Origin of the sequence: Zoogloea sp. (assembly GCF_017302315.1) — a bacterium.
Taxonomy (GTDB): Bacteria; Pseudomonadota; Gammaproteobacteria; order Burkholderiales; family Rhodocyclaceae; genus Zoogloea.
On record NZ_JAFLDT010000034.1, the window covers coordinates 17819 to 40657 of the forward strand.

At 64.6% G+C, this 22839-nt stretch carries 24 protein-coding genes; 6 read left to right on the forward strand and 18 right to left on the reverse strand.

Going from position 1 to position 22839, the window contains the following annotated elements:
- Positions 1-78: 78 nt before the first annotated feature.
- The 3 genes from J0L98_RS11670 to J0L98_RS11680 all read left to right on the forward strand — a co-directional run bounded on the left by J0L98_RS11670 (position 79) and on the right by J0L98_RS11680 (position 4720).
- Positions 79-1503 (forward strand): sigma 54-interacting transcriptional regulator, encoded by a 1425-nt coding sequence (locus tag J0L98_RS11670; RefSeq protein ID WP_296411964.1) that lies wholly within the window; start codon positions 79-81, stop codon positions 1501-1503.
- Positions 1504-1658: 155 nt separating this feature from the next.
- Positions 1659-3059 (forward strand): GntP family permease, encoded by a 1401-nt coding sequence (locus J0L98_RS11675; protein ID WP_296411965.1) that lies wholly within the window; start codon positions 1659-1661, stop codon positions 3057-3059.
- Positions 3060-3082: 23 nt separating this feature from the next.
- The gene (locus J0L98_RS11680) at positions 3083-4720 is read left to right on the forward strand and encodes an acyl CoA:acetate/3-ketoacid CoA transferase (RefSeq protein ID WP_296411966.1); all 1638 of its coding nucleotides are present in this window, start codon (positions 3083-3085) and stop codon (positions 4718-4720) included.
- A gap of 15 nt (positions 4721-4735) precedes the next feature.
- Here J0L98_RS11680 and J0L98_RS11685 read toward each other — a convergent pair whose 3' ends face one another.
- The 13 genes from J0L98_RS11685 to flgB form a co-directional block, all read right to left on the reverse strand.
- On the reverse strand, positions 4736-5038 hold the full coding sequence (locus tag J0L98_RS11685; protein ID WP_296408624.1) for a PilZ domain-containing protein: 303 nt from the start codon (positions 5036-5038) through the stop codon (positions 4736-4738).
- Between the two features lie 91 nt (positions 5039-5129).
- Positions 5130-5603 (reverse strand): hypothetical protein, encoded by a 474-nt coding sequence (locus tag J0L98_RS11690; protein ID WP_296411967.1) that lies wholly within the window; start codon positions 5601-5603, stop codon positions 5130-5132.
- A gap of 3 nt (positions 5604-5606) precedes the next feature.
- A complete protein-coding gene (gene flgL / locus J0L98_RS11695) occupies positions 5607-6800 on the reverse strand; it encodes a flagellar hook-associated protein FlgL (protein WP_296411968.1) in 1194 nt (397 codons plus the stop codon).
- Positions 6801-6817: 17 nt separating this feature from the next.
- The gene (gene flgK, locus J0L98_RS11700) at positions 6818-8770 is read right to left on the reverse strand and encodes a flagellar hook-associated protein FlgK (protein WP_296411969.1); all 1953 of its coding nucleotides are present in this window, start codon (positions 8768-8770) and stop codon (positions 6818-6820) included.
- Positions 8771-8850: 80 nt separating this feature from the next.
- Complete coding sequence (gene flgJ, locus J0L98_RS11705; RefSeq protein WP_296411970.1) at positions 8851-9843, reverse strand: flagellar assembly peptidoglycan hydrolase FlgJ; 993 nt, start codon at positions 9841-9843, stop codon at positions 8851-8853.
- A gap of 1 nt (position 9844) precedes the next feature.
- Positions 9845-10954 carry a flagellar basal body P-ring protein FlgI gene (locus J0L98_RS11710; RefSeq protein ID WP_296411971.1) on the reverse strand — a complete coding sequence of 370 codons (1110 nt, stop codon included), beginning with the start codon at positions 10952-10954 and terminating at the stop codon, positions 9845-9847.
- Between the two features lie 11 nt (positions 10955-10965).
- A complete protein-coding gene (locus J0L98_RS11715) occupies positions 10966-11640 on the reverse strand; it encodes a flagellar basal body L-ring protein FlgH (protein ID WP_296411972.1) in 675 nt (224 codons plus the stop codon).
- A 24-nt stretch (positions 11641-11664) separates the two neighbouring features.
- Positions 11665-12447: a flagellar basal-body rod protein FlgG gene (flgG, locus tag J0L98_RS11720; RefSeq protein ID WP_296411973.1), complete on the reverse strand. Its 783-nt coding sequence runs from the start codon at positions 12445-12447 to the stop codon at positions 11665-11667.
- Positions 12448-12598: 151 nt separating this feature from the next.
- Positions 12599-13339 (reverse strand): flagellar basal-body rod protein FlgF, encoded by a 741-nt coding sequence (flgF, locus tag J0L98_RS11725; RefSeq protein ID WP_296411974.1) that lies wholly within the window; start codon positions 13337-13339, stop codon positions 12599-12601.
- 20 nt (positions 13340-13359) lie between these two features.
- On the reverse strand, positions 13360-14925 hold the full coding sequence (locus tag J0L98_RS11730) for a flagellar hook protein FlgE (protein ID WP_296411975.1): 1566 nt from the start codon (positions 14923-14925) through the stop codon (positions 13360-13362).
- A gap of 12 nt (positions 14926-14937) precedes the next feature.
- On the reverse strand, positions 14938-15609 hold the full coding sequence (locus tag J0L98_RS11735) for a flagellar hook assembly protein FlgD (RefSeq protein ID WP_296411976.1): 672 nt from the start codon (positions 15607-15609) through the stop codon (positions 14938-14940).
- Positions 15610-15625: 16 nt separating this feature from the next.
- Complete coding sequence (gene flgC / locus J0L98_RS11740; RefSeq protein ID WP_296411977.1) at positions 15626-16030, reverse strand: flagellar basal body rod protein FlgC; 405 nt, start codon at positions 16028-16030, stop codon at positions 15626-15628.
- Positions 16031-16040: 10 nt separating this feature from the next.
- Positions 16041-16445 (reverse strand): flagellar basal body rod protein FlgB, encoded by a 405-nt coding sequence (gene flgB / locus J0L98_RS11745; protein ID WP_296411978.1) that lies wholly within the window; start codon positions 16443-16445, stop codon positions 16041-16043.
- Between the two features lie 333 nt (positions 16446-16778).
- Here flgB and flgA point away from each other — a divergent pair, with 333 nt between their 5' ends.
- From flgA to J0L98_RS11760, 3 genes are all read left to right on the forward strand, one after another.
- Complete coding sequence (gene flgA, locus J0L98_RS11750; protein WP_296411979.1) at positions 16779-17471, forward strand: flagellar basal body P-ring formation chaperone FlgA; 693 nt, start codon at positions 16779-16781, stop codon at positions 17469-17471.
- A gap of 90 nt (positions 17472-17561) precedes the next feature.
- The gene (gene flgM, locus J0L98_RS11755) at positions 17562-17876 is read left to right on the forward strand and encodes a flagellar biosynthesis anti-sigma factor FlgM (RefSeq protein ID WP_296411980.1); all 315 of its coding nucleotides are present in this window, start codon (positions 17562-17564) and stop codon (positions 17874-17876) included.
- 1 nt (position 17877) lies between these two features.
- Complete coding sequence (locus tag J0L98_RS11760; RefSeq protein ID WP_296411981.1) at positions 17878-18354, forward strand: flagellar protein FlgN; 477 nt, start codon at positions 17878-17880, stop codon at positions 18352-18354.
- A 50-nt stretch (positions 18355-18404) separates the two neighbouring features.
- Here J0L98_RS11760 and motD read toward each other — a convergent pair whose 3' ends face one another.
- From motD to flhF, 5 genes are all read right to left on the reverse strand, one after another.
- Positions 18405-19256 carry a flagellar motor protein MotD gene (gene motD / locus J0L98_RS11765; RefSeq protein ID WP_296411982.1) on the reverse strand — a complete coding sequence of 284 codons (852 nt, stop codon included), beginning with the start codon at positions 19254-19256 and terminating at the stop codon, positions 18405-18407.
- A gap of 3 nt (positions 19257-19259) precedes the next feature.
- Positions 19260-20000, reverse strand: a complete 741-nt coding sequence (locus J0L98_RS11770) for a flagellar motor protein (RefSeq protein ID WP_296411983.1) — start codon at positions 19998-20000, stop codon at positions 19260-19262.
- A gap of 20 nt (positions 20001-20020) precedes the next feature.
- Positions 20021-20794, reverse strand: a complete 774-nt coding sequence (locus J0L98_RS11775; protein WP_296408642.1) for an RNA polymerase sigma factor FliA — start codon at positions 20792-20794, stop codon at positions 20021-20023.
- A gap of 113 nt (positions 20795-20907) precedes the next feature.
- Positions 20908-21693: a flagellar FleN gene (locus tag J0L98_RS11780; protein ID WP_296411984.1), complete on the reverse strand. Its 786-nt coding sequence runs from the start codon at positions 21691-21693 to the stop codon at positions 20908-20910.
- A gap of 1 nt (position 21694) precedes the next feature.
- A partial coding sequence (gene flhF / locus J0L98_RS11785; RefSeq protein ID WP_296411985.1) for a flagellar biosynthesis protein FlhF occupies positions 21695-22839 on the reverse strand: 1145 nt, incomplete at its 5' end.

Sequence of the window (22839 nt, forward strand, 5' to 3'; positions counted from 1 at the left end):
CGGAACTCGATCCGCATGCGAGCAGCGCATGCCCCGGGTCGCGAGACGACCGCCCCTCACGCAAGGAGGCTGAACAGCATGCCCTCAGACAGCTTTGCCGCCGAAGCCCATCGCATCCGCCAACGGGTCATGGATACCCTGCTCAGCGCCTTCTCGGCGCTCTCCGAAGGCTTGCTCATCGTGGACCGGGATGCCCGCATCGTCTGGATGAATGAGCAGTACCCCCGCCACCTGGGCTTCTCCGACCCGGCCGAGGCGATTGGAAAGCCGGTCGAAGAAGTGATCCCCAACAGCCAGATGCGCAGCGTGGTCACGTCGGGCCGGCCCATCATGCTCGACATCATGGAGTTCGGCAGCGAGTCCTTCGTGGTGATGCGCCTGCCCGTGCGCGACGAGACAGGGGAGATCATCGGCGGCTTCGGCGTGGTGGTATTCGACGATCCCCGTCAGTTGGCCCCCATCATGTCGCGCTTCCAGAACCTGCGCCATGAGCTCGCCGACACCCGCCGCAAGCTGGATGAGGCCCGCCGCACCAAGTACACCTTCGCCAGCTTCGTCGGGGCCAGCCCGGCTTGCCTCAAGGTCAAGGATCAGGCCCGGCGTGCCGCCCGATCCAGCTCACCGGTCCTGATCATCGGCGAAACCGGCACGGGCAAGGAACTGCTAGCCCAGGCCATCCACTCCGCCAGCCCCCGGGCAGCCTCACCCTTCGTCGCCGTCAACATCGCCGCCATCCCGGAAACCCTGCTTGAGTCAGAGTTCTTCGGTGTCGCCCCCGGGGCCTACACGGGTGCCGACCGCAAGGGCCGCAGCGGCAAGTTCGAGCTGGCCCACGGTGGCACCCTCTTCCTCGACGAGATCGGTGACATGTCGCCAGCCCTCCAGGCCAAGCTCCTGCGCGTCCTGCAGGAGAAGGAGATTGAAGCCGTCGGCTCAAACCGGCTGATCAGCGTGGACGTGCGCATCATTGCAGCGACCAGCCGCAAGTTGCAGGAGGAAGTGGAAGCCGGGCGTTTCCGCGCCGACCTGTTCTACCGCCTCAACGTGATGACACTGGACGTCCCGCCCCTGCGGGCGCGTCTGGACGACCTGCCGATCATCGCCGAGTCCCTCGCCGACAGCATCGCCCGGCGCCTTGGCGAGCCCCCCCGCAGCATGGCGCCCGGGGCCCTCGCCTATCTGGCCCGGCATAGTTGGCCGGGGAACGTCCGCGAACTGTCCAACGTGATCGAGCGGGCCTTGCTGATGTCGGATGCGGACACGCTGGAGCAGGACGACTTTGCCCCAATCCTGCCCGGACTGGAGGCGAAGCCCCGGACGCCGCCGGGCGCTCGCTCGCGCACACTTGAGACAGTACAGCAGGACGCCGAACGGGAAGCCATTGTTGCGGCCATCGCCGCCGCCTCCGGCAACAAGGCCCAGGCGGCCCGCAAGCTCGGCATCTCCCGCGCCTCCCTGTACGAGAAGATCGGCGCCCTGGGCATCGGCAGCGACAAGCACTGACCGCCGACTGTCCGGCCTGCCTGACACCCTGTCCGGCAGGCAAGGCACGATACACCGCAGACACCAAGAAACCCCTTATAAATCAATAAGAAATTCTTTGGCACGGAACCTGCCATGGTCTCCTCCGCAATCACTTAACGGAGGAGATAAAAACCATGTCATTCCTGATCGTACTCGCCTCGCTATGCTTTCTGATGTTCATCGCATACCGGGGTTACAGCGTCATCCTGTTTGCCCCCGTGGCGGCCCTCGGCGCGGTGCTGTTCACCGACCCGACCCTGGTCGCCCCCATGTTCACGGGTCTCTTCATGGACAAGATGGTCGGCTTCGTGAAGAACTACTTCCCGGTCTTCCTGCTCGGCGCCATCTTCGGCAAGGTCATTGAGTTGTCGGGCTTCTCCAAGGCCATCGTTTCGTCGGTGATCAAGCTGGTCGGTGCCGAGCGGGCCATGCTCTCCATCGTGCTGGTCTGTGCCGTGCTCACCTACGGCGGGGTCTCCCTGTTCGTGGTGGTCTTTGCGGTCTATCCGTTTGCCGCCGAGATGTTCCGCCAGGGCGGCATTCCCAAGCGGCTGATCCCCGGCACCATCGCACTGGGCGCCTTCTCCTTCACCATGGATTCACTGCCGGGTACGCCGCAGATCCAGAACGTGATCCCCACCACCTTCTTCAAGACCAATATCTACGCCGCCCCCACCCTCGGAGTGATCGGCTCGATCTTCATCTTCATTGCGGGCATGGCCTACCTGGAATGGCGCCGTCGCACGGCCATGGCGGCCGGCGAGGGCTACGGCACCGAGCTGGTCAATGAGCCGGAACCCTTCGACGACAAGGAAAAGCTGGCCAACCCCGTGCTGGCCATCCTGCCCCTGGTGCTGGTGGGCGTCACCAACAAGCTGTTCACCGATCTCATCCCGCAGATCTACGGCAAGAGCCATTCCTTCGTACCGGCGGTGATCGGCAAGGCCGCACCGGTGGTGCAGGATGTGTCGAAGATTGCCGCCATCTGGGCGGTGGAGGGTGCGCTGCTGGTGGGCATCCTGACGGTGATGTTGTTTGCCTGGCGCACCGTCGCCACACGCTTCGCGGAGGGCACCAAGGCTGCGGTCGGAGGTGCGCTGCTGGCCTCCATGAACACCGCCTCCGAGTATGGTTTCGGTGCCGTGATTGCCGCCCTGCCCGGCTTCCTGGTGGTGGCTGACGCCCTCAAGGTGATTCCCAATCCGCTGGTCAATGAGGCCATCACCGTGACGACCCTGGCCGGGATCACCGGTTCGGCCTCGGGGGGGATGGGCATTGCTCTGGCCGCCATGTCGGAGACCTTCATCGCAGCCGCCAACGCGGCGGGCATCCCTCTTGAGGTCCTGCACCGGGTGGCGTCGATGGCTTCCGGCGGCATGGACACCCTGCCCCACAACGGCGCCGTGATCACCCTGCTGGCCGTCACCGGCCTGACCCACAAGGTGGCCTACAAGGACATCTTCGCCATCACCCTGATCAAGACCAGCGCGGTCTTCTTCGTGATCGGCACCTACTACGCCACCGGTCTGGTCTGACCCCACCGCCACCAGGAGCAAGCATGGACACCATGACTCCCCACCCCGGCGGGCAGGGCAAGATCGTCTCGGCCCGGGCCGCCGTCGCCCGCATCCGCAAGGGCAGCACCGTGGCCACCGGCGGTTTCGTCGGCATCGGCTTTCCCGAAAACATCGCCGTGGCCCTGGAGGCCCTGTACCTTGAAAACCAGGCCCAGGACCTGCCGCCCCCGGACGGCCCCTCGGCCCTGACCCTGGTGTATGCCGCCGGCCAGGGCGACGGCAAGACCCGCGGTCTCAACCACCTGGGCCATGACGGCCTGGTGGCCAGGGTGATCGGCGGGCACTGGGGGCTGGTGCCCCGCCTGCAGGCCCTGGCCGTGGCCGACCGCGTCGAGGCCTGGAACCTGCCCCAGGGCGTGATCACCCATCTGTTCCGGGACATCGCCGCCGGCAAGCCCGGCACCCTGACCCGGGTGGGGCTGGGCACCTTCGTCGATCCGCGCTTTGGTGGCGGCAAGCTCAACGCCCGCACCACCACGGATCTCGTCAGGCTGATGGAAATCGACGGCGAGGAATACCTGTTCTACAAGGCCTTCCCCATCCATGTGGGCATCATCCGCGGGACCACCGCCGATCCGGACGGCAACATCACCATGGAAAAGGAGGCCCTCACCCTCGAGGCCCAGGCCATCGCCATGGCTGCCCACAACAGCGGCGGCATCGTCATCGCCCAGGTGGAACGGATCGCCGAGCGAGGCAGCCTGAACCCCCGGCAGGTGAAGATCCCCGGCATCTTCGTGAACTACGTGGTCCAGGCGGAAAGCCCCGAGTACCACATGCAGACCTTCATCGAAGCCTACAGCCCGGCCTTCTCCGGCGAGCTGAAGGTGCCCCTGTCGGCGCTGGCGCCCATGGAAATGAGCGAGCGCAAGATCATTGCCCGCCGGGCGGCCATGGAACTGGCCCGGGGCGCGGTGGTTAACCTGGGGATCGGCATGCCTGAAGGGGTGGCGGCCGTGGCAGCAGAAGAGCGGGTGAACGATCTGATCACCATGACCGCCGAGCCCGGCGTGATCGGTGGCGTACCGGCAGGGGGTCTCAATTTCGGCGCGGCGGTGAACCCCCAGGCCATCATCGACCAGCCCAGCCAGTTCGACTTCTACGACGGGGGCGGTCTGGACATTGCCTTTCTCGGGCTGGCCCAGGCCGACCGGGAGGGCAATCTCAATGTGTCGCGCTTCGGCACCCGCCTGGCCGGCGCCGGGGGTTTCATCAACATCAGCCAGAACGCCAAGAAGGTCGTCTTCGTGGGCACTTTCACGGCGGGGAATCTGGAGGTGTTGGTGCGCGACGGTGGCCTCGCCATCCTGGCGGACGGGCAGGCCTCGAAGTTTGTCCATGAGGTGGAGCACCGGACCTTCAGCGGCCCCCAGGCGACACGGCGCGGCACGCCGGTGCTCTACATCACCGAGCGTTGCGTGTTTCAACTGGGCCCGGACGGGCTGGAACTGATCGAGGTGGCGCCGGGGATCGACATCGAGAAGGACATCATCGGAAGGATGAGCTTTCGCCCCCACATCCCCCGACCGCCCACGCTTATGGACCCGCGCATCTTTGCGGAGGGCCCCATGCACCTGCGTGACGATATCCTGACGGACGCACCTCGAACGCCATCGTGACGCTCCGGGTCGGCCTCAGCGGATGACGTCGACGATCTCGACGCCCATCTCGTAGAGGCCGCCATCCAGGCCATGACAACGGCGCACCCGCACCCGGGCATGCAGCGGCATGAAGGGGCCACCATGCTCGGGGGGCAGCACCGCCACCTCAAAGACTTCGTCCATTCGCGGGACATGGGTGGAGTGGATGGTCATGCCGCCCACGCCCAGCTCAATACAATCGCCGACAATGGGGGCAGCGGCGCCAGCGAGCTTGATACCCACCTTGCAGCCTAGCGGAATGCGGCGATCCCTGCGACGTTCGGTCATACGGTCCATTTGATCAAATCCAGCGGTCTAAGTGAGCACCTTACGAAACTCGGCCCGCCACGGCAAGGCTCAGAGACGCTTGCAGGCAGGGTTGGCGCCGTCAGGGCCGCAGTGCGGCCATCGGCACCGGCTGGCGACGCAGTCGGATCTCGCCCCAGGCCACCCGCTGGGCGAAAGGCCGTGTGCTTTCGATACCCTCCTCCCAGGAAACGATATCGTAGGCCTCGAACCCCGGCTGACTGGCCAGTTGTGCCGCCCGACGGGCAAACACCTGACGCGCCTCGCCATCCCCCCCGGCATGCAGCGCTTTCATGCGCAGCACGATGCGGAAACGATCCTCGGCAAGACGGGCCTCCTGCATGGCCCAATTGGGCGCCAGCGGGTCCACCAAGGCATACACGGCGACCCCTGCCAAGGCAGCGGGAATCTTGATGTACCCACTGTGTACCGCGGCCACAGCGGCGGCTGGCAGAAGCAACCAATCGTGGGGAGGCTCACCAATGGTGCTGCAGCCCCCCAGCATGCCGGCCACAACTGTCGCCAGGGGGAGAGGCAGGAAGCGCAAAGGCTTCACGGATCAGCTACCCAGGTAATTGAACAGGGACAGGTTGCTGACTCGCATGAAACTCTGCTGGGCGGCCTGCAGGTAGGTCTGCTGCTGGGTCAGGTTGCTAACCACCTCGGCATAGTCGGCATCCTGCAGCCGCGACAGGGTTTCAGCGTATTGCAGGTCTAGATCGCCGTTGATGTTCTGCTGCGTCTCGACCTCGACCATGCGCGAGCCGACTCCCGAGCGCACCTGATTAATGCTCTCCTGGGAAGCATCCATGCCCGCAATGGTCTGGGTGACGGCAAAGCGATTGATCTTGTCGTTCCCCGAATTGAGGGCATTGGCAAAGTTGCCCATCACATCAAAAGTGCTGGCCACTGTAGACAGGGAATAGCTGTCACCCGCCGCCGGCGTACCGGTGAGGGTCATGCTGACACCGCCGAAGCTCAAGGTCGTGTCGCTGCCACTGGTGGCGACGGTCGGCGCAATCGGCGACGCATGGGTCGGATCGACCGTGGAATCGAAGACCTGGTAGGTGGGGCCGGCGCTCACGTTGATCGCATAGGTATGGCCGTTATAGCCGGACAGGCTGGCCCCCGACACCAGGGCAGTGCCGGTGTTGGCGGCTGCGGACAGGGCAAACCCCGATCCGATGGGCGCCCGGATGCGGTTGAAGATCTCTTCACCGGAACTGGTGATCGGCAGGTTGCGCGACGAGGAGATCTGCAGGGTGCGGGCCCCCTGGTCACCCTGGTAGGTAATGCCGCCGGCCATGCTGCCGACGAAGGGCTGGGTGTTGCTGCGATAGCCGGCAAAGACGTAGTCGCCGGTGGAGTCCTGGCTGTTGGCAATGGACTGCAAGGCGGAAAACTGCTGGGAGATGTCGGACGCGATGGCCACCCGCTCGGAATTGGAATAGGCCCCGTTGCCCGCTTCGACGGCACGCGTGCGCACGTAGGTCACCAGTTCGTTGGCTGCATCCAGCTTGCTATCCACCACACGTAGCGCGTCGCTGGCATAGCCCTGATTGGCCGCATAAAGGGCATTGACGCTCTTCGACTGGGACACCTCGAGCGCCCGTGCGGAGGCGACGGGATCGTCGGACGGCTTGAGAATGCGCCGGCCGGTGGCAACCTGTTGCTGCGTGTCGAGCAGCTGGCTGTTCTGGCGCTGGATCTGCGACAGGCCGGAGTCAAAGATCATCCCGGTGGTGACGCGCATGATGGGTTCCTTCCGTGTTAGCGGCCAAGGGCCAGGACTTCGTCAAAGAGCTTGGAGGCGATGCTCATGACCTTGCCCGACGCCTGGTATGCCTGTTGATAACGGATCAGATTGGCCGCTTCTTCATCGAGATTGACGCCGGCCACCGATTGCTGCGCCTTGGTGGCCTGCTGAACCAGACTTTCCTGGGCATCACGGTTCACTTCCACTTCGCGCGCCTTGTTACCGATCGAGCTGACCAGCTGGGAGTAGACGGACTGGAAGGTAGCGGAGGGCTGGCCGTTGGCGGACAGTAGGGTCTTGGTGGTCTGCAGGTTGCCCAGCAACACGGCGTTGCGGCTGTCGGAAACGCCGCCCGTATTTGGGCCGACGCTGAAAGTATCGTTGTCCTGGATGGCCCCGGTGAGCGTGAACTGGGCGCCACCCAAGCTGATGCTCATACCGCTGGTGTAGGGAATGGAGGCCACCGGTGCAGCGAGTGTCACCGGGCTGCCGTTGAGCGGCGTGTAGGTGACCGGCAGGGTGGCGGGAAAACCGCTCAGGTTGCCCCCCGAGTAGGTCAGTTTGAGCGGCGCAGCGGCAGTGCCGAAACTCGCCAGATCGGTAGTGCTCGATATCACCGGAGCACTGATGCTGCCAGTGCCCAGATTGCCGGTCGTGGCCTTGCTGGCCAACGGCACAGCGGCGGCGAGCATGCGGGTATCGGTGATCGACACCCCGATGTTCGCGGCGGCATAGCGGGTCGGGAGGATCAGGAAGGAGTCACCTACTTTGGACGTGGCCGCGGGGGTGATGGTCAGGCCGATACCCGCAGCGGTCACGGAGGCACCATCGGAGACACGGGTCAGGGAGTAGCCGCCGGTGGTATTGGTGAAGGTCAGCTTGTAGTCGTCCCCGCTGAGCTTGGAGATATCGTCGAACTGCACGTCCGGGCTGGCTGTGGAGGCGGAGGCGAAGCGCTGCACGGCCACAGCCGGCTCAGTGAAGAAGTGGGTGCCAAGGTTGCCGTTGAGATCCTGACCGAGCACATGCTGGGCATTGAAGGCCGTACTGAGGCCCACCGCGATCAGGCCAAGCTGGTTCTGGGTGGCGTCCAGGGAGCCGGAGCGCATGCTCAGCAGGCCGCCCAGCTTGCCTCCGCCCAGCAGACTCTCCGGGATAGTGATGGCACCGCCGCTCTGGGTGATGATGTTGACGTCAAAACGAGCCGGGTCGGACGGTGAGGCCTGGGCCAAGAGTTTGGTGGCATTGGTACCGACCACCAGGGGCTGACCCGTGCCGATGAAGACCGACACGGAGCCATCACTGGCCGGCGTGGTGGACACGCGAACGAGCTGATTGAGCTCCTTGACAAGGCGATCGCGGGTATCCAGGAGATCATTGGCCGGCTGGGCCGACCCGGCCTGCTGGGCCACCGAGATCTTGTGGTTCATCTCGGCGATCTCGGCGGCATAGGTGCTGATGGCGCTGACCGTATCCTTAATCTGGTTCTCAAGCCCGGCACGCACGTCATTGAGCCGCTCGGAGAGGTTCTGGAAACGCGCCACCAGGCTCTGGGCGGTGGAGATCATGGATTGCCGGGCAGGGATGCTCGAAGGGTTGGCCGCCATCTCCTGCACGCCCTCGAAAAACGAGGCGACCGCCGGCGTCAGACCCACGCTGGCATCGGCCAGCAGGTTGTCAATCTGGCTGATCTCGGTGCTGTAGGTGTCGTACTCGTTGAACTTGGTCTCGGCGGACAGCACCTGGGTGGTCAGAAAACTGTCATAGGCGCGCTTGACGGTATCGACCTTGGTCCCCTCCCCGAAGAAGCCTGCACCGGTGAACAGGGCCGGGTTGGTGCTCTGCACGGTACTCTGACGGCTGTAGCCCGTGGTGCCGGCGTTGGAGATGTTGTGGCTGGTCACCACCAGGCCCGCCTGGGCGGCGTTGAGGCCGGTGAGACCGATGCTGAAGAGGCTGCTGCCCATGATCCGCTTCCTTGGTTCGGGGGTATCCGGGTACAGCAGTGCAAGAACTTTGCCAGCTCGTCAGACTGGCGAGAATTTCCTCAGGCGTTGCGGGTGGCGCTGGCCGCAAGGGCCGTGCGCAGGGTGTTGCCGTTGATGATGCGGGCGAGCTTGTCGGCATACAGGGGATCGGTGGCGTAGCCTGCCGACTGCAGGCCGCGGGCAAAGGCCACCGCGTCAACCTGCCCCGCCACGCCGGCATAGCGCGGGTTGTCACGGATCAGGCGGGCATAGTCCTGAAAGGACTCGGCATACGAGCCATAGGCCCGAAATCGCGCATGCTCGCGGCCTGCAACGCCATTGCTGTACTCGGTGGTCGTGGTGTTCACGGTCTCGCCCGACCAGCGCCGACCAGCCTTGATGTTAAAGAGGTTATGGCTGGGGCTGCCGTCGGTATTCTTCAGCTCGTGCTTGCCCCAGCCGGTTTCGAGGGCCGCCTGGGCCACCAGGAAACGGGCCGGGATACCGGTAACGCGGCTGGCCTCGACCGCCTGGGGCCACACTTTGTCGACGAAAGCGCGGGGGCCGGCACCCGCCGGCATGTTGGGCAGGTTTGCCGGTGCGACGCTTGTGGGGGCGAAAGCCGGCAGCACTGCGGCAGTTTTTGCCGTCGATACTGCCGGCCCGCTAGCAGAAGCTGCCGTTGAGGTCGGCGACGCGGCGGTATCGAAGCCACGACCGATCGACACCGTCAGGGGAACGCCCCCTTCGGGCGGTGTCACGGTCTCACGGGTCACCGAGAGCTGCCGCTCGATCACCCTGGCCAGGCCCACACCACCACCACGGGTGGCCAGTTGCAGGGACATCTGTTGATCAAGCATCGACTGATACATGCGCGACTCCTCGCTGTCGAACATGCTGTTTTTGGGGCTGGCATCACGCATGGCCTTGAGAACCTGCTGCAGGAACAGCGCCTCGAACTGCTTGGCCGCCTCGCGGGTGGCCTCGGGAGAGTTCTCCTTGGACAGGCGGCGTAGACCCGACAGGGTATTGGGGTCGAGGGAATTGATCTGGCTGAAATCGTGGGAAGCCATGTCAGATCACCTCCAGTTCGGCACGCAGCGCGCCGCTGGCCTTCATGGCCTGCAGGATGGAAATCAGTTCGAGGGGATTGGCGCCCACGGCATTGAGAGCCTTGACCACGTCAGCCAGGTTGGTGCCGCCCTTGATGTTGAAGAGGGTGCCCCCCTCCTGCTTGACATCCACCGACCCCTTGTTGGTGACCACCGTCTGACCGCCAGACAGCGGACCAGGCTGGCTGACCTGCGGGTCATTGCTGACCGTGACGGTGAGGCTGCCGTGGGCCACGGCACAGTTCTGCAGGGCTACCTTCTGGTTCATCACCACCGAGCCGGTACGGGAGTTGACGATGACCTTGGCGGCCTGCATGGCCGGCGTCACATCCAGGTTCTCGAGCCGGCCCAGGAAGGCCACCCGCTGGTTGGGATCATCCGGCGCGCGGACCTGGATCTGCCGGCCATCCACGGCCTGGGCGCTGCCCGGCGCGACACGGTTGATGGCGTCGACCACGTTCTGCGCAGTGCCGAAGTCGGCGTCGTTGAGCTCGACGAAGACCGAGCCGCCCTGCCCCACCGGGCTGGGCACGGCCCGCTCGACGGTGGCACCACCGGGGATGCGCCCGGCCGACAGGTGGTTGACGGTGACCTTGGTGCCGCCCGCTGCGCCACCGGCGCCGCTGACCGCCAGGTTGCCCTGGGCCATGGCGTAGATCTGCCCGTCCGCCCCTTTCAACGGCGTCATGACCAGGGTGCCGCCCTTGAGGGAGCGGGCATTGCCCATGGACGACACGGTGACGTCGATCTGCTGACCCGGCCGGGCAAAGGGCGGCAGGCTGGCGGTGACCATGACGGCCGCCACGTTGCGCAACTGCAGGGACTGGCCGGGCGGCAGGGTGATGCCCAGGTTGCCGAGCATGTTGATGATGCTCTGGACGGTGAAGGGGGTCTGGGTGGTCTGGTCGCCCGAGCCGTCGAGGCCGACCACAAGGCCGTAGCCGATGAGCTGGTTCTGACGCACGCCGCCGATGGAGGCGAGATCCTTCAGGCGTTCGGCGCTGGCCGGGGTGCTGACCAGCAGGCCGATGCAAGTCATCAGGGCCAGGCAGAGGCGGGAGATCCGGGTCATGACGGGCCTCCTCAGAACGGCAGCACAGTGGTGAAGAAACGCTGCATCCAGCCCATGCGCTGGGTTTCGTCGATGTAGCCGTTGGCCTTGTACTCGACCCGGGCGTCCGCCACTTGGGTGGACTGGACCGTGTTGCTGCCGGTGACATAGACCGGATTGACCACCCCGGAGAAGCGGATGAATTCGTTGCCCTGGTTGATGGCCACCTGCTTCTCACCGGAGACCAGCAGGTTGCCGTTGGGCAGCACCTCGATCACGGTGGTGGTGATGGTGCCACGGAAATCGTTGTTGGCCGCAGCGTCGCCCTTGCCCTCGAACTTGCTGGCGTCCGAGGCCGTAGCGCCGAGCCCGGCCAGGCCGGCCAGGGGCACCTTGGCCAGGGCCGAAATGGAGGCGCTGAGGGTGGCATTGCGCTCGGCGTTGGCCGACGAGGACTTGCTGGCCTGGGTCTGCTCCACCAGATTGATGGTGATTACGTCGCCCACGAAACGGGCACGCCGGTCTTCGAACAGCGGCCGCGAAAAACTCGGCTGAAAGATGGATCCGGGCTGGGCCGCCTGGGCGGTACGTGGCTCGGGGCGGATGCTCAGGGGCTGGTGCACCGCCGTCGGCGGGGTGGTCTGAAGGGCCGAGCAGCCGGCCAAGGTGGCCAGCAGCAAGGGGGACAGGATACGGAACGCTTGCATGGTCGTTCTCCGCCCGGCGGGCGCTTACAGGGAGGTGAGCTTGCCGAGCATGTTGTCCGAGGTGGACACGGCGCGGGAGTTGAGCTCGTAGGCGCGCTGGGTCTGGATCATCAGCACCAGCTCTTCGGCGACATTGACGTTGGAGGTTTCCACGTAGGTCTGATTGAGCACACCGACGCCGTTGGTGCCTGGGGTGTTGGGATTGGGCGCACCGCTGGCGGCGGTTTCCAGGTAGAGGTTTTCCCCCACGCTCTGCAGGCCGCCGGGATTGACAAAGCCGACGATCTGGATGTTGCCGATCTGGGCCGGGGCAGCCTGGTTGGGCAGGGTCACCGACACCACGCCGTCCTTGCCGATGGTCAGGGACAGGGCGTTGGCGGGAATGGTGATGGCCGGCTGCAGGGCGTAGCCACTGGAGGTGACCACCTGGCCATTGGCATCCTTCTGGAAGGCGCCGTCGCGGGTGTAGGCGGTGGAGCCGTCGGGGAGCAGTATCTGGAAAAAGCCTTCCCCCTGGATGGCCACATCGAGGGCGTTGCCGGTCTGGGTGAGGTTGCCCTGGGTATGGATGCGCTCGGTGGCGATGGGACGCACGCCGGTACCGATCTGCAGGCCCGAGGGGATTGTCGTCTGCTGGGTGGACTGGGCGCCCGGCTGCCGCAGGTTCTGGTAGAGCAGATCCTCGAACACCGCCCGCGCGCGCTTGAAGCCGTTGGTCGAGACGTTGGCGAGGTTGTTGGAGATGACGTCAAGCTGGGTCTGCTGGGCGTCGAGGCCGGTGCGGGCAATCCAGAGGGAGCGGATCATGGGGGGCTCCAGTGTGTCAGGGGCTGGCCACCCGAAGGCGGCAGGAGATGCGACAGATTCGATACTAGCTACAGCAAGAGGCGTTCCAGGGGCGGAGCAAGGGGGGAAAGCCCCGCCAATTTGTGGTGCGGGCGCTCAGCGAGCCCGTGGATCAGCTCTTGGCAACCAGCTGGGCGGCGGAACGGTCCATTTCCTGAGCGACGGACAGCAGCTTGGTCTGGGTTTCGTAGTGCCGAGCCAGGGAGATCATGGTGACCATCTGCTCGACCACGTTGACGTTGCTGCCTTCCAGGTAGCCGGACGCCACCCGCACGGCAGGATCTGCCGGCGCCGGGTTGCCGTCGGCAAGGCGAAAGTAGCCGTCGCCGCCGCGGCGCAGATCCTGCTCGGGCGGATTGACCAGCTTGAGCTGCCCGACCGTGGTGGTGTTGTTGCGCGCGCCGGTCCGGGGAACCGCCGAAACCGTGCCATCGGCCCCGACCACCACTTCCACGTCCGGCGGCACGGTGATCGGGCCGCCGCCGCCGATCACCGGCAGACCACTGCGGGTCTGCAGGATGCCATTGGCGCTCACCTCCAGGCTGCCATTGCGGGTGTAGGCCTCGGTGCCGTCGGGCAATTGCACCGCCAGCCAGCCCTTGCCCTGCACCGCCACATCCGTGGAACGATTGGTGTGCTGCAGCGGGCCGGGGGTGAAGTCGTCGGCCACGCTGGCGTCCACCACGAAGGCCCGGGTAGGTAGCTGGGTGTTCTGGATGGGCACGGCACGCAGGCGATGCAACTCGGCCTTGAAGCCGGTGCTGGTGGCGTTTGCCAGGTTGTGGGCCACGGCTGCCTCCTGCCCCATGGTGGCGGCGGCGCCGGTCATTGCGGTGTAGATAAGGCGGTCCATGGCTCAGGCTTTCTTCACGATCAACGCAGGTTGACCAGGGTTTGCAGGATCTGGTCCTGGGTCTTGATGGACTGGGCGTTGGCCTGGTAGGCACGCTGCTGGGTGATCATGTTCACCAGCTCGGAGGTGAGGTCCACGTTGGAGTCTTCGACTGCGGCAGACTGCAGCACGCCCAGGCTGCCGGTGCCCGGGGCATTGGGCTGCTCGGGGCCGGAGGCATTGGTGACCGCCCACTGGTTGCCGCCAAGGGACTGAAGACCATTGGGGTTCTGGAAGGACGCCAGCCACACCTGCCCCATCACCCGCGACTGACCATTGCTGAAGTTGCCCTGGATGGTGCCGTCGGCATCGACGGTGAGACCGGACAGCTTGCCCGTCGTGTAGCCATCCTGGGTCAGCTGGTTGACCCCGTAGCTGTTGCCGAACTGGGTGGTGCCCTCAAGCTCGACGGTGAAGGCCAGGGGGGTCACCGAACCCGTGGACACGGTGTAGGAGGAACTGAAGGAGGTGGGCGTCTGCAGCACGCCGTTGGCGTCAAAGCTGATGGTCTTCGGCGTGTGGGTGCCGGTCACCGGGTCGATCTCGGGCGGAAAGCCGCCATCAAGACTGGTGTAGACGTCCCAGATATTCGACTGGGCGGTCTTCACAAAGTACATCGACTGGGTGTGCGCGTTGCCCAGGGAGTCGTATACCGTCTGGGACGTGGTGCTGGTGTAACTGGTGGGATCCGAAGTGCTGAAGGCGGAGTTCGTTGCGGTGGCGGCAGTGCCGGGCACATTCAGGGCGGCCGCAGCGGTGCCGGTGACAGTGATGTCAGACAGACGCCCACTCCGCATCGACGAGAAATTGATGACGCCGGTGCTGTCACTGGCAACCTTGACCCGGTCCTTCAGCGAGGTCTGATCGACGGCGGTCTGGATGGCGGTGACAAGGGAACCTACGTCCGCATAGGTGCCGGCGGCGATACTGATCGTGACCGGCGTAGTCGAGCCGTCAACCACGATGGACAGGGCGTTCGCCGGTGAGGCCGCAACCGTGAGGGAAGGCGCGGCCGTTCCGAACACGGCGGCCTTCGCCATGGCCGACGGGGTGGCCGAGCGGGAGTCGAGATTGACGTTATAGCCGGCACTGGTGGTGGCAGCCGGCTTGGCATCGCTGAAGTTGAGCTTGATGTCACCACTGGTGCCCGTCAGCACACCATTCGAATCGGCCAGCTTGCCCGTCAGGCGCAAGCCCGCGGCATTGACGATGTAACCGTTCTTGTCGGTCTGGAACTGGCCGTTGCGGCTGTAGGTGATCGTTCCGGCATCGCTCATGCGGAAGAAACCCTGCCCGTTGATGGCCAGGTCCAGCGCGTTGCTGGTGGTGGAGATGTTGCCCTGGTTGAACTGCTGGGACACCTTGTCGATGGACGCGCCGATACCCACCTGGGTACCGCCGCCCGCCAGGGATGCAGCGAACACGTCGGAAAACTGGGCCGTGGACTGCTTGAAGCCGACGGTGCCCGAGTTGGACACGTTGTTGCTGATGGCGTCGAGGGCCTTGGAAGCGATGGAAAGACCGCTCAAACCTTGCTGGAATGCCATTTTTGCCTCCGCTTACAGAATCTGCTTGATGTCGGACAGGCTCACGAGATTTCCGGAGCCCACATCGAGGGATACGTTGCCGCTGCTGGTGCGCAGCACGCTATTGACGGTGGACAGCGCCAGGGCCGTCGTCTTGACGGTCTCGCTGCCCCGGGTGGCACTGACGCTGATGGTGTACTTGCCATCCACCGCCTGGGTGCCATTGGTGGACTTGCCGTCCCAGGCAAAGTTGAAGACGCCGGCGTCGGAGGAGCCCAACTCCATCTTGCGCACCTCCAGGCCCTTGGAGTCCTTGATGGTTACGGTCACCTTGTCGGCGGCCGTAGCCAGTTCGAAACCGCCGTAGGCCTTGCTGCCGGAGAGGGTCAGGTTGGTGCCTTCGACCATCACGCCCTTGCCCACCAAAGCTGCGGCCTGCAAGGCCTCGCTGGACTGGCTGCCTTCCAGAAGAGAGGTCAGCGTCTTGTTCAACTTGTCGATGCCATCCACAGTGCTGATCTGGGCCAGCTGGGAGGTCATCTGGGCGTTATCCATGGGGTTGAGGGGATCCTGGTTTTTCAATTGCTCGGTGAGCAGCTTGAGAAAACGGGTCTGGGCTTCGTCGGTCTTCGAGGTGGTCGAGGTCGAGGACTTCTGGAGGGCCGCGATGACGTCGGAGGAGGTGGTTGAGTTAACTGTGCTCATGATCGTTGTCCGGTGCTTACTGGCCGATGGCCAGGGTTCGTTCCATTAGGGTCTTGGCGGTCCCCATCACTTCGGCATTGGTCTGATAGGCCCGGGAGGCGGAGATCATGTTGGTCATCTCCTCCACCACGTTGACGTTGGGCATGGTCACGTAGCCTTCGCCATTTGCGGCAGGGCTCTTCGGGTCGTAAACCATGCGCATCGGCGCAGCGCTTTCGACCACCTGCTTGACGCGCACCCCCTGGGCCGCCGGCGCGCCCATCGGCGTGGCAGCAAACACCACCTGCTTGGCCTTGTAGGGCTGACCGTTGCTGGAGGTGACGCTGTCGGCATTGGCCAGGTTGCTGGCGGTGGCATTGAGCCGGGTGGATTGGGCGTGAAGCGCACTGCCGGCCACCTGAAAGACATTCATCATGCTCATGAACTGCTCCTTACTGACCCTGGATGGCGCGTTGCATGCCGGTGATCAGGCCATTGATGAAGGTGACGCTGGCCTGGTACTGGATGGCGTTCTCGGCAAAGGCGCTGCGCTCCACGTCCATGTTGACCGTATTGCCATCGACGGCCCCCTGCTGGTCGTTGCGGAACTTCAGGTTCGCCTCCAGAGGGTTGGCTCCGGAAGCCGCCAGATGACGGGCGGAGGTGGCGCTGAGGGCAAGGTTCCCGCTCTTGCCCGCCAGCGCCCCCTTCAGGGCTTCGCGGAAATCCACATCCCGCGCCTTGAAGTTGGGCGTATCGGCGTTGGCGATATTGGATGCGATGACCTGCTGGCGATAGGCTCGGGTATTGAGGGCGGTCTGGTGGAAACGCATCGCTTCGTCAAGTCGGCTGCTCATTGGGTTCACCTCTAAAGTTCATTTCCACTTGTGCCGTCATTCCTGCCTGACGCGCACGCTGTGGTGGGCATGCACTTCATTGCACCTTCCATGCCAGCCATGCTAGAGGCCCGCCCCACCCCGGAAAGGGCCGAACAGGCGGCAATTCATGCGCCAATTTGCACGCTCTCCCCCGAACCCTCCCTGCCGCCACGGCAAGCTTCCGGCAAGATTTGCCGGAAGCTTGCCGTGGCGGGGTGACAACTCGAAATGACCCGGGAAAGGCCGTCTGTTTCCGACGGCGCAAAACGCGCCGACGTGCTTGAATGGCGGCATATCCCTGCACCAAGCCCCATGCCTCATCTTCCCGCCCTCCTCTGCGCTGCACTCTTGCTGCTGTCAGCCACGCCCCTCCAAGCGCGCCAGGATCCCGGGCCGGTGCGGGCCGAGGTCGGCCGTTTTCTGGATCTGCAAAGCCGCAGCCTGCCGGGCGAAGTCCGCGTTCAGGTCGGCGAATTCAATGGCGACAACGGACTGCCCCCCTGCGCGCAGCTCGAGGCCTTCCTTCCCGCCGGCACACGGGCCTGGGGGCGGGTTTCGGTGGGCGTTCGCTGCCTGGCACCGACGACGTGGACGGCCTATGTTCCGGCAGAGGTGAAGGTCAGGGGGCTCTATCTCGTCAGCGCAGGGCCGATCTCCGCGGGCCAGGTGCTGGGCCCGGCAGATGTCCGCCGGGAGGCCGGGGAGCTCACCGCCCAGGTCGCCGATGTCCTCACCGATCCCAGTCAGGCGGTCGGGCACGCAGCGCGCATCAGCCTTGCCGGCGGCCGCCCCCTGGCGGCCAGTCACCTGCGCCAGCCACCCGCCATCCTTCAGGGGCAACCCGTTAAAGTGGTCTCCCGCGGCGCCGGCTTCCAGGTGGCCAATGATGGTGTGGCCCTCAACAACGCCACCGACGGCCAGGGGGCACAAGTGCGCCTGGCCAATGGGCAGGTCATCCGCGGCACAGCCCGCAACGGCGGCATCGTGGAGGTCACCCTGCCCTGAGGATGGGACTCCCGCATTTGCCCGAATCGGTTAAAGTTTCGCTTTCGTCGGTCGTTGACCCCATCGACATATGGAAGAAAGGGCAATGCCATGAAAATTGATAACTCCGTCAAGTCAGCAGCAGGCCTCCCGCCCAACGACGGCCGGACCCGCTCTGCCAAAGAGTCGCCAAAGGCCGAGTCGGCCAGCGGCAGTGGTGAGAAGGTTGAACTGTCCTCCCTGTCTGCCCGACTGCAGCAGATGGAGGAAACGATCGCCAACACCCCGGTAGTGGATAGTGCAAAGGTGGACGAGATCAAACAGGCCATCACCGAAGGTCGTTTCAAGGTCGACACCGATAAGGTTGCTGATGGCCTGATCGAGAGTGTCCGCCAGATGCTTCGCGCGCAAACGGGGCCCGCCTGACGTGTCCGTTGATCCGGGCCTCACCCAGCGTCTTGCTCGCCTGATCCATGACGAACAGGCCGGCTTGAAGGCTTTCATTTCCCTGCTGCAACGGGAGGAAGCGCTGCTTGTGGAAGGCCAGATCGATGCCCTGACCGCGTTGGCGGAAGAGAAAACCAAGCTATACCGTTCGCTACAACGTCTTTCAGATGACCGCACGGTGATGTTCGCCCGACTTGGGGCAAAAGTAAGCAAGGAAAATATCCGGATTGTCCTCGCAGACTCACCGGACGCGCTGGCGGCTTGGGATGTTGTTGTCACCCTGGCCGCTGACGCCAAGGAGCGGAACCGGATCAACGGGCAACTGATCACTGAACGCCTGCAGAACAATCAGCAGGCTCTCAGCACGCTCCTTGCCGCCGCAGAACACCCCCAGATCTACGGGCCTGACGGGCAGTCGCGCCCCACGGCCTCAAGCCGGCACCTCGGGTCCGTCTAAGCGCCTCATCCGACATACCGCCCGGGCGCCCTCAGCGGGCAGCGTTTCCGTCAGCGCCCGGCAGCGGGTGCCTGCGGAAGAGGTGTCGCCGCATCTGGCGGCAGAATGGAATCGGTAATGCCGGACGCCTTCACCGGCTTACTGACTTCGGCTTCGACAACGCGGGACTCGATGAGAATGGTGACCCGCCGATTGCGCGCCCGACCATCCGGCGTTGTGTTGTCGGCCACCGGCCGTTGGTCGCCATAGCCTGCTGCCGTCAGGCGCGAAGGCCTCACCCCGCCATCCACAAACAATCGCACAACGCTTGAGGCACGGACGGCAGAGAGCTCCCAGTTGGACGGGAACATGGCCGTGGCAATGGGCGTGATGTCGGTATGCCCCTCCACGGTGATCGGGAACTCGGCACCCGCCACAACCTCGGCCACGGCCCGCAGGGCGCGTACCGCATCCGCGCCGAGCTGAGCCTCGCCGGGCGCGAAGAGCACACTGGCATTGATCTCGACCGTGATGCCAAAAGCGCCCTCCGTCACCCGCACCTGCCCGTCGGCCACAAGCGGCGCAAGCACCTTGCGGATCTCCTCGGCCATGTTCTTGACCCGCTCTGCCCTGGACTTCCGGGCCTCTTCGGCTTCCGATGAACTGGAAGGCGGCGGGGAGGCCTGGGGCCGAATCGACGGAATCGGGCTGGAAATGATCCGCGGACTGTCGCTATTGCTGGCGATATTACGAAAGGCACTCACCACTGAATCGGACATGATCCGGTACTTGCCTTCATTGAGGGACGACAGCGAGTACATCACCACGAAGAAGGCGAACAGCAGCGTGATGAAGTCAGCATAGGAAACAAGCCAGCGCTCATGATTCTCGTGCTCGTCCTCCCCCTTGCGGCGACGTGCCATACCTCAACCCCCGTAACCCTTCAAGCGGCTTTCGATGATCCGCGGGTTGTCGCCATTGGCAATACCGACGAGACCATCCACCACCATTTCCCGCAAGGACACGAGGGTGCCGACAACCCCGAGCAGCTTCTTGGCTACCGGCAGAAAGATGAGGTTGGCGGACCCCACCCCGTAGATGGTGGCCACAAAAGCAACGGCAATCCCGGAGCCCAGCTTGGAGGGGTCGGAGAGGTTCTCCATCACGTGGATCAGCCCCATCACCGCCCCCAGGATACCGATCGTCGGGGCATAGCCGCCTGCAGCCTCCCAGATCTTGGCGCCCTGCTTCAACTGCCCCTCCCAACTGTCGATCTCGACCTCCAGGACTTCACGCAGGCGCTCCGGCTCCACGCCATCGACCAGCAACTGCAGGCCCTTCCGGATGAAGGGATCGTCAATGGCCGGGATCTGGCTCTCCAGTGACAGTAAGCCTTCCTTGCGGGCCACGTGGCTCCAGTTCACGACCTGCTCGATGAGGATGGCGTGGTCGAGCCTTGGGGGAATGAAGACCCACCGTACCATCTGCATACCGCTGCGGAAGACCGCAAGGGAACTTTGCAACATCACCGCCCCCAGGGTACCCCCGATGACAATGAGGAAAGCCGTGGGTTGGATGAGAGACCCCACATGGCCCCCCTCCAACACCTGGCCGACAAGAATGGCGGCGAGGGCCAGGGTGATGCCAATGAGGCTGATGCTGTCCATGGAAATGTCCGCCCGGAAACTCAGGTGGCAGCCGCCCGGCGTCCGCGGCCCCGGCCTTCGCCCTTGGTCTTGGGCGCGTTCTGAATGGCACCTGAGATACGCGAGCGCAGGCGGGCGATGGCCTGGCTGTGTAACTGGCACACCCGCGACTCGGACACGCCCAGAACCTCACCGATCTCACGCAGGTTCATATCCTGCTCGTAGTAGAGCCCCATCACGGTCTTCTCCCGGTCGGGCAGATCGTCGATGGCCTTGATCAGGACATCACGCATGTTGCCTTCAAGAAGGAGAGTAAGCGGATCATTGCCCTCAAGGGTGATATGACGCTCCAGGTAGTCATCCTCACCCTCGCCGGAGAAATCCTCGAAATAAACCAGTTGGTAGCCCCGCGCCTCCTGCAGCATGTGCTGATAGTCGGAAAGCGGCAGGCCCAGGGACTCGGCCAATTCCTTTTCAGTGGGATGACGGCCATTCTGCTGTTCAAGCTGGTGAACAGCAGCCTCAATGCGCCGCATGTCGCGGCGCAGGCTGCGAGGCAGCCAGTCATTCTCACGCAGGCCATCCAGCATGGCACCGCGAATACGTTGCACGGCGTAGGTCTCGAACTGAGCGCCCAGCCCTTCCTCGTATCGGTTGATGGCATCGAGCAGGCCGAGCATGCCATTCTGGATGATGTCTTCGACCTGCACGCTGGCTGGCAGCTTGGCCATCAGATGATAGGCAATGCGCTTGACCAGAGGCGCGTACTGGACGACGAGCTGTTCCTTGTCGAGGGTACCGGATGCGGTGTACATCTTTACTCAGCTTTCTGATCTGGTTGTCCGGGCGATACGCGAGGTCTCATGCGTTTCATCGGCACCGATAGGCTTCTACGTTACCAAGGAAACAAAAAATCACAATCCAGGCCTCAGCCGGCCACACTTGCCTGGACCGACCAGGCACGCAAGCGACGGATGAAGGCGCTGGCCCCTTCGGCCGGGTGACGCTCACCCAGGGGCGTGGCCATGGACTCGGCCAGACCGTCGCGCTCCACCTCGCCCCGCCACACAAGAGGCAGCCCCACGTGGCGGGACGTGAAATCGCTGAGGCTGGCAAAGAGGGCGGTGGCATCGGCCCGATCTCGCGCCCCGCTAACCGCCACCTCGAGGGAGCCCGCCCCTGCAACCGCCAGCCCCTTTATCCACTGACAGGCCCCGCGCGCACCCACGCCGCTCGCCTCGACGACCAGCAAACGCCTTCCGGCGGCACGGGCAAAGGGCGTCAGCGACCGGGCATCACCCACGGAGTGAATGGCCAAAAGGTCGGCACGCCGCTGAAGCTCGGTGATTCCCGCTTCGAGGCGGGCATGATGGGCCTCATCCAGCAGGGAAACGGCATGGACGGTGGCTGCCGCAGGGACGACCCACAGGCCGTCAGCCACCTCTCGCATGTTCTCGGTGACATCCTGTTGGCCTTGCAGGGCACCAAGCAGGTCGCCCCCCTCCGGGAAGCCAAAGGCGCTCAGCAGGGAGCCTTCATCGGGCGCATGCTCATCGATGACCACCACCCTGCGCGCACCTTCAGTCAGCGCCACCAGCGTCTGCAGTGCCAGTGCTCGAGGGGCGCGACCTGAGGCGAACAAGGCGACGACAGCGGAGGGCGTGCGACGGAACAAACGGCGCAGGCCGGCGGCTTGGTCGGAAGCGTGCAACATTTCAGAGCCCCCCGCGAAGGGATGACGTGGACGGCTTGGTTGCGGACGCCATCAGCAAGCCGGCCTCGAGGGCCTCGAGACGAAAGGGCGATGCAGCGGGCAGTTCCTGGAGTGCTTGGGACAGCAAGGTGTCGCGGTTGGGCAGGTGAAGATCCTCCGGAACGCGCTGGCCGTTAGCCACATAAAACACCTCGACATGGTGACGAATGGCCACGTCCAGAACCGGCGCCATGGACATGGCTTCGTCCATCTTGGTCAGGATGACACCGGCCAGATCATCACCCGCGTACGCCCGCACCACATCGTCGAGGGTGTCGCCACGGCTGGTCGCATTGAGCAGCAGCAGGCGGGAAACCTTGCCGGCGCCAGTGAGCATGGCGGCCTGCTCGGTCACCATCTTGTCGCGCTGGCTCATGCCCATGGTGTCGATCAGCACCATGTGCTTGTCGCGCAAACTGGCCAGCGTTTCACGCAGATCGGTGGCATCACGCACGACGAACACGGGCACGCCGAGAATACGCCCGTAAATGCGCAATTGCTCGTGGGCGCCAATCCGGTATCCATCCGTCGTGATGAGGGCCAGCTTGTCGGCGCCATGGCGCACGACGCAGCGCGCCGCCAACTTGGCGGTAGTCGTGGTCTTTCCGACGCCGGTCGGACCAACCAGGGCGAACACCCCCCCGCGGTCAATGATGTCTGCGTCGCTTGCCATGGCACGGAAACGCCGATCCAGTGCATCGTGAAGCAGGCGGTGGGCATCTTCCGGGGCTTCGTCCTCGGGGACGCTTTCGGCCAGCTCCCTCGCCAGCACGGCGGAGAAGCCCGCCTCCAGCAGATCACCGATGAGGCGGGTACGTCCGGGGGCACTGCGCCCCATCTCGCCCCAGGCAAAGCCGGCGAGCTGACGCTCGATCATCCCGCGAATGGCCGCCAGCTCGTTGGCCATCTGGGAGTTGGCGGATTCGAGGGCGCGGATGCGGGCCTCCTCCTCCACCCCCGTGGGGCGCTGGCGCGGCGGCGCCTCCCGGGGAGGGGCCGCATCGGTACGCAGCGGGGAGCGCGGAGAAGGCGCCACGGGGTCGGCCGGCGGACTTGAAGAGGCGCTTGCTGGACTTGGAAACGCAGCGGCGCACCAGGGAAGAACGG